Origin of the sequence: Cupriavidus sp. UYPR2.512, from assembly GCF_000379565.1 — a bacterium.
GTDB lineage: Bacteria > Pseudomonadota > Gammaproteobacteria > Burkholderiales > Burkholderiaceae > Cupriavidus.
Map to the genome: position 1 here is coordinate 38,119 of NZ_KB903087.1, position 12,622 is coordinate 50,740.

Genomic DNA, 12,622 nt, shown 5'->3' on the forward strand with positions numbered 1-12,622 from the left:
TGCATCCAGACACCTGACATGACCATCCTCGGACTTCACTACATCGGCGGCGAACGCCGTGCTGCTGGCACCTTGCTGTACAGCAGCGACGCCGTGACCGGCGAGCGGCACCCGGTCAGCTTCCACGAAGCCACCGAAGCCGAAGTTGCGGCAGCCGCGCTGGCCGCGCACCAGGCCTTCCCGGCATTGCACGCCAACAGCCCGGCCGAACGCGCCGCGCTGCTGGAAACCATCGCCGATGAAATCGACGCGCTGGACCAGGCGTTCATCGCGGCGGCCAGCCGCGAGACCGCCCTGCCGCCGGCGCGGCTGGAAGGCGAGCGCAAGCGCACCAGCAATCAGCTGCGCATGTTCGCGGCCACGGTACGGCGCGGCGACTGCCTCGATGTCCGCATCGACCGCGCGCAGCCTGCGCGCCAGCCGCTGCCGCGGCCCGACCTGCGGCAGTACCGCGTCGGCGTGGGTCCGGTGGCGGTCTTCGGCGCCGGCAATTTCCCGCTCGCATTCTCGGTGGCCGGCGGCGACACGGCTGCGGCGCTGGCAGCCGGCTGCCCGGTGGTGGTGAAGGCACATCCGGGCCACATGGTCACGTCTGAATACGTGGCCAATGCGATCGAACGCGCGATCGCGCGCAGCGGTGCTCCGGCGGGCGTATTCAACATGGTGTTCGGCACTTCAGCCGCCGGCGCGGCACTGGTACGGGCGCCGCACATCAAGGCCGCAGGCTTTACCGGGTCACTGGCTGCGGGCCGGGCGTTGTTCGATATGGCACAGGCGCGGCCGGATCCGATTCCCGTGTTTGCGGAGATGTCCAGCGTGAACCCGGTGTTCCTGATGCCCTCGGCACTGTCCGCTCGCGGCGCGCAGATTGCCCGCGAACTGGCAGCCTCGGTGACTTTCGGCTGCGGCCAGCTTTGCACCAGCCCGGGGTTGGTGCTTGGCATCCGCTCACCGGCGTTCAATGCGTTCGTCGCCGAACTCGGCACGGCACTGGCGCTGGCCGAGCCGCAGCCGATGCTGAACGCCGCCATCCGGGACAATTTCCAGCGCGGGCTCGCCGGCTTGCGCGAAGTCCCCGGCGTGGAAGCCCTGGTGTCAAAGCAAGCGGACGGCTGCATCGGCGGACATCTGCTGAAGGCCGATCGCAGCGTGCTGTTTGCGGAAAATCGTGCGCTGGAGGAGGAGGTATTCGGCCCGTCGACGGTGATCGTCGCGCTGGATTCCGAAGACGACTTCCTGGCCTTTGCCGAACGGATGCGCGGCCAGCTTACGGCCACGCTGATGGCCGATGACGGTGACCTCCATCACCACGCCGCGCTTATCGGGCTATTGGAAAGCAAGGTCGGCCGTTTGCTCTTCAACGGTTACCCGACCGGCGTGGAAGTCAGCGACGCCATCGTCCACGGCGGCCCCTACCCGGCTACTACCGATGCGCGCGGCACCTCCGTCGGCAGCGCTGCCATCGAGCGCTTCCTGCGCCCGGTGTGCTACCAGAACTATCCTGATACCCTGCTCCCGCCGGCCTTGCGCGACCGTAACCCGTGGCAGCTGCCGCGCCTGGTCGACGGCGTGCCGACACGTGCCGCGCTGCAAGGCGCGCACGATCTGGAGGCCGCAGCATGAGCGTCGTCCTGGAACAAGAAGCAGCAACCGCCGCCGACCCCGTCATAAGGCTGCATCCGGATGACGATGTCGTCATCTCGCGTGCGCAACTGGTGGCAGGCGCGCGCCTCGGCGCAGGCCTGGTGGTACGCGGCCTGGTGCCCGCAGGGCACAAGCTGGCAGTGCGCGCACTCGAGGCCGGCGCGCCGGTGCGTCGCTACGGACAGGTCATCGGCTTCGCCACACGCCCGGTCGCGCCAGGCGAGCACGTCCACACCCACAACCTGGCCATCGGCGAGTTCGAGCGCGACTACGCCTTTGGCACCGGTCAGCGCGCTGCCCCGGTCGCGGCGCAGCGCGCGCAATTCATGGGCATCGTTCGCGCCGATGGGCGGGTCGGCACGCGCAACTACATCGGCATCCTTACGTCCGTCAATTGCTCAGCCACCGCGGCACGCGCCATCGCCGAGCATTTCCGGCGCGACATCAATCAGCAGGCGCTGGCAGACTACCCCAATGTGGATGGCGTGGTGGCCCTGACGCACGGGCAAGGCTGCGCGGTGGATGGCGAAGGCGAAGGCCTGGCGCTGCTGCGACGCACGTTGGCGGGCTATGCGCGCCACCCAAACTTTGCAGCCGTGCTGATCGTCGGGCTGGGCTGCGAAACCAACCAGATCGACGGCCTGCTCGACAGCGAGGGACTGGCGCGCGGCGCCGCGCTGAAAACCATGACCATCCAGGCCACCGGCGGCACGGCCCGTACGGTGGCGGCAGGCATCGAGCAGATCAGGGCGATGCTGCCCGCCGCCAACGGGGTGCGACGCGAGCCCGTCGATGCCAGCCACCTGGTGGTCGGACTGCAATGCGGCGGCTCCGACGGCTATTCCGGCATCAGCGCCAATCCCGCGCTTGGCGCAGCCGTCGACCGGCTGGTGGCGCACGGGGGTACCGCCATTCTGTCCGAGACGCCGGAGATCTATGGCGCCGAGCATTTGCTGACGCGCCGTGCGGTATCGCCGGAAGTCGGGCACAAGCTGCTCGAGCGGATCCGCTGGTGGGAAGCCTACTGCACGCGCATGAACGCCAGCCTGGACAACAACCCGTCCGCCGGCAACAAGGCAGGCGGGCTCACCACCATCCTGGAGAAATCGCTCGGTGCCGTGGCAAAGGGCGGCACCACCAACCTGGTCGACGTATACCGCTACGCAGAGCCGGTGGAGGCGGCTGGCCTGGTCTTCATGGACACCCCTGGCTACGATCCGGTCTCGGCGACCGGACAGGTGGCCGGCGGCGCCAACCTGATCTGCTTTACCACCGGGCGCGGCTCCGCCTATGGCTGTGCACCGTCCCCGTCCCTGAAGCTCGGCACCAATACTGCCTTGTGGCAGCGCCAGCAGGAGGATATCGACATCAACTGCGGCACCGTGATCGATGGCTCGCAGACGATCGAAGAGCTTGGGAAAGAGATTTTCCGCCTCATGCTGGCGACGGCTTCGGGACAGCGCTCAAAGAGCGAACTGCACGGCTATGGCCAGAACGAGTTCGTTCCCTGGCAGCTTGGCGCGATCACCTGACGGAGCATCGGCGCAGCAGCCGTCATTCGCCACTGGCCTTCGCATCCGGCCCAATGCCGTGCGCGCAGGGAATCAGTCAGTGGCGACCGCCACACGTACCTGCTTCAATGCCTGGAACGGTTCCAGCTGCTCGGCCGTGGCCGCCGCATTGGTAATCAACGTCCATGCGCGGTCGAGCGGCGTCCAGTGCTGCTGCTGTGCCCGGCCCAGCTTGGTAGCGTCGGCCAGCACAAAGATATCGGCCGCCTGGCGGATGATGCACTCCTTCAGGTAGGCCTGCTCGGCGCTGGCTTCGCACAGCCCCACGCCTGCGACCACGCCGTCCGCGCCAAGGAACGCCTTGTCAACGCTGATGCGCGACAGCGTTACCTGGGCCAGCGGACCGAAGGTGCCCATGCTGGAGGGACGCACGTCGCCGCCGATCAGCGTCACGCGGATGCCGGGCAGGCCGGTGAGCGCGGCGACGGCCAACAGGTTGGTAGTGTAGACATGGAGGTCCTCGCGCGCGCCCAGCTGCCGGGCCAGCGCAGCGGCCGTGGTGCCGCTGTCGAGCAGCACGGCGTCGCCGTCCTGCACGAAGCTCGCCGCCAGGCGGGCAATGGATTCCTTCTGCTCACGCTGCAGCGACTTGCGCTCCTCAAGCGAAGCCTCGGGCTCGTGGCCACCCACCTGCATCAGCGCGGCGGCGCCGCCGTAGGTCCGCACAATGCGGCCCTCGCGCGCCAGCGCTGTCAGATCGCGGCGCACCGTGGCCACGGAAACCCCGAGGCTGCCGGTCAACTGTTCGACATTGGCGACCTCGCCCGAGAGCACGAGTTCGAGAATGGCGCGGCGGCGGTCGGCGGCTTTCATGGCAGGCGAAATGAAAATGGGGGATCCTCAACGGTCCCCGATCTTACAGGAGCCGGCAGCCCCGGCGTGCGCCGATGGCTCAGGCGCGGCGCGTGGCCAGCTCAGCGCCCTGGCGCAGCGCCTCCAGCAGGCTGCGTTCGTCGGCGATCCCCTTGCCGGCGATGTCGAAGGCGGTGCCGTGATCAACCGACGTGCGGATGACCGGCAGGCCCACCGTGATGTTGACGCCGGCCTCCAGGCCGAGCACCTTGACCGGCCCGTGGCCCTGGTCGTGGTACATCGCCACCACCAGATCGAAATCACCGCGGCCGGCGCGATAGAACAGCGTATCGGCGGGCAGCGGGCCCTCCACGTCCCACCCGCGCGCGCGCAAGGCCTCGACCGCCGGGATGATCTTTTCTTCCTCCTCGCCGTGGCCGAACAGGCCGTTCTCGCCGGCATGCGGGTTGATGCCGCAAACACCGATACGCGGCGACGCAATACCGGCGCGCTGCAGCGTCACGTAGCCGCGCTCAATGGTGCGCTTGACCAGGCCCGGCTCGATCTTGCGGATGGCGTCGAGCAGGCCGATATGCGTGGTGACGTGGATCACGCGCAGCTTTGGCGCCACAAGCATCATCGACACCTCCGGGGTGCCGGTCAGGTGCGCCAGCATCTCGGTGTGGCCGGGGAACTTGTGGCCGCCCGCATGCAGGGCTTCCTTGTTCAGCGGCGCAGTGCAGATCGCATCGATCTTCTCCTCGCGGGTCAGCGCCACTGCGTGCTCGATGTAGCGGAAGGCCGCATCGCCGGCGACGGCAGACAGCTTGCCGAAGGGCAGGCCATCCGGGATCAGGCCCAGATCGATGCAGTCGATGGTGCCGGGCTGGAAGCGCGCTTCCTGCGGGGCCTGGATCGCGCGCACCTTGAGCGGCGAGCCGACAAGCCGGCCGGCCAGTTCCAGCCGGCGCGCGTCGCCGATGACGAGCGGGCGGCACTGCGCAAACACGCTGTCATGCGCGAGGCTCTTGACGATGACTTCGGGGCCGATGCCCGTTGCATCACCCATGGTAATGCCGATGACGGGAAGGTAGTCGCTCATTTGTCTGTCTCTTGTCGGGTGTGGGGTGGCGCGCGGTCAGGCTGACGGCGCGCGGGATTCAGTCATGGCCTGCCACGCTAGCCAGAGGGCGGCGTCAGTGCCGAACGCGCCAGCCTTGGTAGCCACGCGGCGTGCGGGCACACCGGGCAGCGCGGGCGTATCGGACAATGGCACACCGGGCTCGACTTCGCGCCGCAGCATCAGGGCGCCGATGCCGGCCGCCGTGAGCATTGCCCGGGCCGTCTCGCCGCCACTGGCGATCAGGCCGCGCGTATGCTGGAAGCCGGGCAAGGACAATTGCGCCAGCGCGGCGCTCAGGCGCGGCCCTTCGCCCGCGTCAAACGCGTCGTCGCGCCCGATGCTGACCAGCAGGTCGCGGCCAGCCCGCAGGCATCCGGTGATCGATTGCTGCGCGGCGTCCCAGTCAGCGTGGCCCGCGCCTTCACGCAAGATCCGCGGCGGAACCACCAGCGACCGCATCCCGGTGCGTTCGCGCAGGCAAGCGGCCTGTCGCCCTGAGATGCCCGAGAGGCTGCCAACCAGCGTCAGGACCGGGCCCGCCTCAGGGGCCTCATTGGCTGGTAGTGGCCGCAGCGCATCGCCGTTAAACGGGCACTGCGCAGCCAGCGCACGAGCCAGGCCGCCCGAGCCAACCCAGAACGCAGGGACATCGCCTTGCACCGTGGCCGCGGCCAGCGCAGCCAGGTCTTGCTCCGTCTGCGCATCGCAGACGACGGCCTGCACACCTTCATGCGCCAGTCCGGTGATGGTCAGCCGCAGAGCCGCGCCACCCGCGCGCACCGCGGCCAGGGGCAACAGCGTCGCCTGCAACCCCTGCTCCGCCAGCAGCGCAACAATGTCGGCGCGTCCGGCAAGCCCTTCCAGGCGCCAGATGTCGGAGTCTTCAAGCGGCTGGCCGTTCACCATCATGCAACCGTCAACCGTGGTGCGACGCGTGGCCGGGAAGGCCGGCGCGACAATGGCAAGGCCGGCCAGCGGCGCCAGCGCCGCGGTTTCGGCAGCCCAGTTGCCCCGCAACGTGGAATCGATCTTCTTGTACAGCCGCCGGCTGGCGCCCTGGCCGCGATGCCAGGCTTCGAGATTGTGCGCCGCCGCCATCTGGGGCACCATGCGGCGGCTGTCGACGTCGCAAGCCACCACGTCGGCCTGCGACGGGTCCGCGCCCGCGCACGCCGCCTCCAGCGTAACGACGGTCCGGGCGCCAGACATGGCGAAGCCGATCGCACAGTCGGCAGCGCCGGACAGGTCGTCGGCGATGATAAGCCAGCTCATGCGGCGGTCCTCACCAACGCCTCGGCTTCCTTGCCCGCCACGCGGCGGGCGACCCAGGCGGTCACCAACGGCGTCAGTACGGCGGTGACCACCACGCAGGCGGCCACCAGGATCGTGGCGCCCTTGGCCGATTCCGCGTAGACCGGATTAGCCGCCGCTACCAGCGTCGGCACGGCGGCGGCATTGCCGGCGGTGCTGGCGGCCGCGACACCTGCCACACCGGTGCCGCCGGTGAGGCGGTCAGCGAAGTACAGCGCGCAGCCGGTGACGGCCACCACGGCAACACCAAGGCCGAGGCCCAGCATGCCCGCCTGCCAGACCTTGTGCAGGTCCAGGCCAGCGCCCAGCGCCAGCGCGAAAAAGGGGATCATGACCGGCACGGCCTTACCCAGGAAGTCACGCATCTCCCGATCCAGGTTGCCCAGCAACATGCCGAGCATGAGCGGAAGGATGCTGCCGACCATCGTCGGCCATGGGAACGCGGACAAACCCGCCACGCCCAGCGTCACCATCGTCAGGAACGGGCCGGACTCGAGCGACATGATGCTGTAGGCGCCCACGTCTTCAGGCTTGCCGTACTGGCCCATCAGCGCCATGTACAGGCCGCCGTTGGTGTCGTTCATCGCGGCCACCACGGCGAGCGTCGACAGGCCGGCAAACATTCCGGCACTGATCGGCGCCTCGCCCAGGAAGTGCCCCATGATCACGCCCAACACCATGGCCGTGCCTACCTTGGTGCCGAACAACACGCCGCCCTTCTTGAGAATGTAAGGCGTGGCCTTGATGTTGATGCTTGCGCCCATGCAGACATAGAACACCGCGAGGATGGGCAGGGCACCCGTAAAGAGCGCGCCGGTAAACGATCCAAAGAACTTCGGCCCATCCGGCGCGAACGTGGCAACGAGCGAACCGATCAGCAGTGGCACGATCATCATGCCGCCGGGCACGCGCTCGATGGCGCGTTTGATAGAAATCTGCATGGTTGTCTCCTGCCGCTGAGGATGCGGCCTTGTATGTTTCGAGCAAACATTTGATCGAATCGATCAAATGCCATCGAAGTGTAGTGCAGCGGATTGAATTTGACTAGTTCAATCATTTATGTGATCGAAAAGATCAAATACGCGGCCGAATACTGGCGTTCAGTCAACTTGGAGCATCCGACCATGGGTAGCGGACTCAGAAAGGCACCACAGGTCACTCCCCTGTCCTGCAACATGCGGGGTGGACACCTCGCTGCATGGGCACGACGCCCGCGGGCTGACTGGGCGGCGCGCAGTGGATACCCGCGGGTCGACTCTCGGCAAAGCCGGGGGCTGGGAGGACGGACGCCCCGGAGGACACGCTCCAACAATGATCCCTTCTCCGGCGGTTTGACCGGCAGCAGGGGGACGGAAAGCGCCATGCAGCGTCCGGCCCCTGCTCGATGAAAACGTCCACTACCGTGGGCGAACTACTGTCCCGCACGATCTCGTGCATGCGTGAGTGCCTGCGTCAAGAAAAGGAATTCCTCTGTAACGAGGCGCCAGGTTCGCCTATGCTGTCCAATGCGGCAGATGCAAAATCCGCACGGATCCCAGGCGGATCTGAAAACAAGAAGGGGCAAGACCCCCAGCACGGATAGCGCCATCAGGACTGCGCCTTCCGTGCGTTTGCCTTGGCCGAATCACGGGGTGGGACCTTCGCACACGAGGCATGTTGCCAGCTCGTGGGCGGGACACTCCGTTGACGACAACATGACAGACGCCTTCCTGTTCAGTAAGCCGTTCACGTTTCTCGCCTGCGCCGGCATGTCGGAAGTCAGGGAAGGGGTTGACGTACTGGAAGCCCTCCCCGGCCACTTGCTCTGGCTCGAGAACGAGGACTACATCCGCCGGGTCTACGTGCCCGATTTCCTGGAACAGAGCCGCGCGGCACTTGAGGCAGTGATGCCGGGCGGGCCAGCGCTGATCGATGCGATGGCCGACGAGATCCGGCGCAGCCCCCGCCTGCTGCCGGACTTGCAGCGCCTCACGCCGGAGATCGCCGCTGCCGCCCACTCGTACTGCTATTGGCGCTACTGCGCAGATGTGGTCGGGCGCGCGCAGGGCATTCCGCGCAGCGCCCTCGAGCGCCAGTTCGACCGGAAAGCGCGGCCTCGGGACGGCGCGCACAAGCTGCAATGGATCTGCCCGTGCTGCGACGGACTGGCGCACTATCAGGTCGACGGGCTGCTCGCCTCGCAGCGGCCGGCACGGCAAGGCGGCTTTTCACTCGAATGCGCACACTGCGGACACCAGGAACGGCTGTACGCCGGTTTCCTGCATGCGGGCCGCCTGGAATGCCGCTGCGCGCATTGCACGGGTGTTATCAAGACGCTGGCCGGCCAGCTGGCCAGGCCCGCGCGCAGGCTGTGCGCGGGCCTGGAGGACTATGCATGGATGCACGCCGTGGATACTGCGGCAGAAATCCGCGAACTCTGGGAAACGTCATTGCAGATGCGGGCAAGCGGTGCCAGGCCGTCCGACAACGCGATGGCATTCGCCCTGGCCATCCAGTCAGGCGAGGCGCGCCCCATCCCGGACATTCTTGGCCAGATCGACCCGACCCTCGAAGGCCGGCTCGACAAGAATCCAAGGGCCTGGGTATTGCTGTGCGAGCTGCTGCGCGAAGGCGTGCTGGACGCCGACTGCGCGATCTATGACCAGGACGGCCGCCAGCACGTGGCGCTTGAGCTTGCCCTGCTCGAAGACGACCAGGCAGCCGACGGCGCCACTGCGCAGGACAGCCTGGCTACCTTGCTGCAGGGTTACCAGCCACTGGAGCGCGATGCTTTCGTCAACTGGCTGAAGGCACTGAAGCGCTTGCGGCTTTGCACCGCAAGATTCAATGCCGCCGTGGACGTCGCCTGGAAGCCCAACCTGGAGCATTGCCGCATCCTGACCGCGCGATGGCCTGACGGCCAGGCAGCGCCCGCCGCGCAAGCCAGCACCGCATGGCTGCCGCCCGCGCCACGCCCGCGCCGCCCGGAACGGCCGGTGTACCTGGACGCAGAGCTGGAGGCGGTGCAGTTGCTGAAGTCTCTGGGCTATATCGTCCTTAGTCCCGAGGAGATTCGCTCGCAACAAGATCCCATCGAGGATATTTCGTGAACCACCAAACCCGGTCCCAGGGTGTCGGGAATTTTGTCCGCACTCCGGTCATCTGCTAAACGTAGTTCGACTGCCTGAGAAGGGTCCCTAGCGGACGCTATCCTGAACCGCCCCGTGGGCGCTGCATGGCAACTGCGCCCAACAGAATTCCTGGTGAATAACGACGCGGTCAGCAAGGACCTTGTGCGCGAAACCACGAATGTGTGTGGTTGCCAACCATCGCCTCCTGCCGGCTCCGCGCCCTTCCTTGGCGGCAGAAAATGTGCTTGCTAGACTGTCTTACGCATGCTTGGGCGGGCCTGCAGCAGCACAGCGTCCATCCGCCATGGGCCGCGCAAACTGGCAGGGAGAAGCCAATGAGCAACGACAACAAGCCTGGCAGCACATTGACACGGCGCGATTTCCTCCTGGCTACCGGGGTTGGGGCCATGGCATTGGGTCTTGGCGATGGCGCGGATGCCAGGGATGCGCCAACCGGGGCAAGCGACGCGGCCCAAGCCGCTGGGAGCCTGGCATCGGGACCGTACAACATCCTGTTTATCCTGGTTGACCAGGAACGCTACTTCCAACCTGGCGAGTTGCCCAGGGGTTACGGCCTACCTGCACATGAACGCTTGATGAAGCGCGGTACGACATTTGTCAATCACCGCATAAATTCGTGTGTTTGCACCCCGTCCCGCTCAGTTCTATACACGGGCCAGCACATCCAGCACACCCGGATGTTCGACAACACGAACTTCCCGTGGATTGGCAGCATGTCAACAGAAATACGGACGCTCGGTGACATGCTTCGTGACGCCGGCTATTACACCGCGTACAAAGGCAAGTGGCATCTCACCAAGGAATTCGAGACCGTCAACAAGCTTGGCTCGCCAACCAGGATCTTCACTCAGGAAATGGAAGCCTATGGCTTTTCCGACTACATCGGAATCGGCGACATTATTGCCCACACCAGCGGTGGGTACCTGCACGACGGGGTGATTGCTGCAATGGGTGTGAGCTGGCTGCGCGGAAAAGGGAGTGAGCTGGCGGCACAGGGAAAGCCATGGTTCCTGGCCGTCAACCTCGTCAACCCGCACGACGTGATGTTCTACGACACCGACGCGCCCGGCACGGAGGTTCAGGCAACGCGCGGCCTCGCACATGTCGCGCGCGACCCGGCCGACCCGCTATACGGCAAGCAGTGGCAATTCATGTTGCCGGCAAGCCGGAAACAGGCGCTTGACGCGCCGGGGCGCCCTGCGGCACACCGCGATTTCCTGCGCTCGCATGACGCCATGGTCGGAGCCATTCCAAATGAAGACGCGCGCTGGCACCGGCGGCACAACTATTACCTGAACTGCATGCGGGATGTCGACCGGAATATCGCTGCCGTATTGGCCGCGCTTGATGCTGCAGGGCTTTCCGACAAGACCATCGTCGTCCTGACATCGGATCACGGTGACATGGACGGTGCCCACCAGCTCCATGCAAAAGGCGCCGTCTCCTATCGGGAGCAGAACAACGTGCCGTTGGTCATTGCCCATCCCGCCTATCACGGTGGAAAGCAGTGTCGCGCCGTCACCTCACATCTGGACATCGCGCCCACCCTGGTTGCATTGACTGGTGTCTCGATTGAAAAGCGCGCAGCCATCGTCAAGGGATTGCCGGGAAAGGATTTTTCCCGCTTGCTGGCCAAGCCTGACGCAGCCGAAGCGAATGCCATTCGCGATGGTGCGCTGTTCTGCTACAACATGCTGGCCTACCTGGATGGCGATTATCTTTTCAAGGCTGTTGCCCATATGCAGGCCGGTGGCAAGCCCGACCAGCTCAAGCAGGCCGGTATCCGTCCGGACCTGATGAAGCGCGGCGCGGTGCGTTCGGTCTACGATGGACGCTACAGCTTTGCACGGTACTTTTCTCCCAAGCAGCATAACAAGCCGAAGACCCTGGAGGAGCTCTACCGGTTCAACGACGTTGAGCTGTACGATCTGCAGACCGATCCCTTCGAGATGAACAACCTGGCGGCAGGCGAAAAGCAACGGGAACTACTTGTCGCCATGAACGAAAAGCTGAATCAGCTGATTGAGGCCGAGGTTGGCGAGGACCGTGGCCAAATGCTGCCCGGTGGCATTGACGCAGGATGGGAAGTCACTGCGGAAACGATGTCGGGCGCCTGACCGCACCGGCGCCGTCCGACAAGGCACGCAACGGGCGCGAGCAATACGAGCGCTGGCACAGCTTCGTCAAGAAGACCGGGCTGAAGCTGAGAGTCTGAGGCGGGGTCGGGGCCGGGCGCGTCGCATTCGGGTGTGTCGCGGCCCCGGCCTTGGAGATTCACCTCGAAACTTTGGCCCGGCCCGCGGTTCTAATTTCGTATGGTGAACAAATTGTCTGTCAATCGGCACGCCATCTGGTTCTGGCTTGCAGTCGGCACCGTGGCAGTACTAATCGGCTTGGTCGTCCTGTCGCCTCCGTTCAAGGGCTTCGCCGACCAGGCCATCGATTGGGCGCGGGCAACGATGGAACAGCACCCCGGGGCAGGCGCACTGGTCTTCTTCCTGTTCTCGGCCGTGTCTGCCATGCTCGCCTTCGCCTCGAGCGTGGTCCTGGTGCCGCCGGCCACCGAGGTCTGGGGCAAGCCGCTCACCGTTGTTCTGCTCTGGGGCGGCTGGCTGCTGGGCGCTGCTGCCGCCTTCGGCATCGGCCGCCTGGCCTATCCATTGCTCGCCCGTAGTGGTTACGCGGACAAGCTGGCGAAGTACCAGGACTACGTGTCGCAGCGCATGAAGTTCTGGGCGGTGCTGCTGTTCTGTATCGCGGTTCCGTCGGAAATTCCCGGTTATCTGTTCGGCTCCATGCATTACCCCTTCCGGAAATTCCTGGCCGCGATGGCCATCGCCGAAGCGGGCTATGCGTTTGGTATCGTCGTCGCCGGGGAGAGCCTGGCAATCGACCGGCCCCTACCCTTCTTCATCGCGGTCGGCATCCTGGCGGTCGTCGCGGTGCTGGCGGGCCTGGTGCTGCGTGCGGTCAGGAAGCACAAGTCGGGCGGCCTGCAACGGCGCTGAACGGGACGGGGATCAGGCTGAGGAAGCGGCGAGCCATACCTT

General features: G+C 65.9%; 9 protein-coding genes. 5 read left to right on the forward strand and 4 right to left on the reverse strand.

What is annotated here, in order from left to right; translation table 11 throughout:
* Positions 1–18 precede the first annotated feature (18 nt).
* Entirely contained in the window at positions 19–1,623 is a 1,605-nt protein-coding gene (locus tag A3A5_RS0121880) for an aldehyde dehydrogenase (NADP(+)) (protein WP_018312656.1), read from the forward strand.
* Positions 1,620–3,176 (forward strand): UxaA family hydrolase, encoded by a 1,557-nt coding sequence (locus tag A3A5_RS0121885; RefSeq protein ID WP_018312657.1) that lies wholly within the window; start codon positions 1,620–1,622, stop codon positions 3,174–3,176. The genes A3A5_RS0121880 and A3A5_RS0121885 overlap by 4 nt, the downstream gene beginning before the upstream one ends.
* A 72-nt stretch (positions 3,177–3,248) precedes the next feature.
* On the opposite strand, the gene A3A5_RS0121890 is transcribed toward A3A5_RS0121885, so the two are convergent.
* From A3A5_RS0121890 to A3A5_RS0121905, 4 genes are all read right to left on the reverse strand, one after another.
* On the reverse strand, positions 3,249–4,028 hold the full coding sequence (locus tag A3A5_RS0121890) for a DeoR/GlpR family DNA-binding transcription regulator (RefSeq protein WP_018312658.1): 780 nt from the start codon (positions 4,026–4,028) through the stop codon (positions 3,249–3,251).
* Between the two features lie 79 nt (positions 4,029–4,107).
* Positions 4,108–5,109, reverse strand: a complete 1,002-nt coding sequence (gene pdxA, locus A3A5_RS0121895; protein ID WP_018312659.1) for a 4-hydroxythreonine-4-phosphate dehydrogenase PdxA — start codon at positions 5,107–5,109, stop codon at positions 4,108–4,110.
* Positions 5,110–5,145: 36 nt separating this feature from the next.
* Complete coding sequence (dtnK, locus tag A3A5_RS0121900) at positions 5,146–6,402, reverse strand: D-threonate kinase (RefSeq protein ID WP_018312660.1); 1,257 nt, start codon at positions 6,400–6,402, stop codon at positions 5,146–5,148.
* Positions 6,399–7,382, reverse strand: a complete 984-nt coding sequence (locus A3A5_RS0121905) for a 2-keto-3-deoxygluconate permease (protein WP_018312661.1) — start codon at positions 7,380–7,382, stop codon at positions 6,399–6,401. Before A3A5_RS0121905 ends, dtnK begins: the two co-directional genes overlap by 4 nt.
* A gap of 753 nt (positions 7,383–8,135) precedes the next feature.
* On the opposite strand from A3A5_RS0121905, the gene A3A5_RS0121910 reads away from it, so the two are divergent.
* The 3 genes from A3A5_RS0121910 (at position 8,136) to A3A5_RS0121920 (ending at position 12,580) form a co-directional block, all read left to right on the forward strand.
* The gene (locus tag A3A5_RS0121910) at positions 8,136–9,530 is read left to right on the forward strand and encodes a hypothetical protein (RefSeq protein WP_018312662.1); all 1,395 of its coding nucleotides are present in this window, start codon (positions 8,136–8,138) and stop codon (positions 9,528–9,530) included.
* A gap of 356 nt (positions 9,531–9,886) precedes the next feature.
* Positions 9,887–11,689 (forward strand): sulfatase-like hydrolase/transferase, encoded by a 1,803-nt coding sequence (locus A3A5_RS0121915; RefSeq protein WP_026200996.1) that lies wholly within the window; start codon positions 9,887–9,889, stop codon positions 11,687–11,689.
* Positions 11,690–11,947: 258 nt separating this feature from the next.
* Positions 11,948–12,580 carry a TVP38/TMEM64 family protein gene (locus A3A5_RS0121920; RefSeq protein WP_232431431.1) on the forward strand — a complete coding sequence of 211 codons (633 nt, stop codon included), beginning with the start codon at positions 11,948–11,950 and terminating at the stop codon, positions 12,578–12,580.
* Positions 12,581–12,622: the final 42 nt, after the last annotated feature.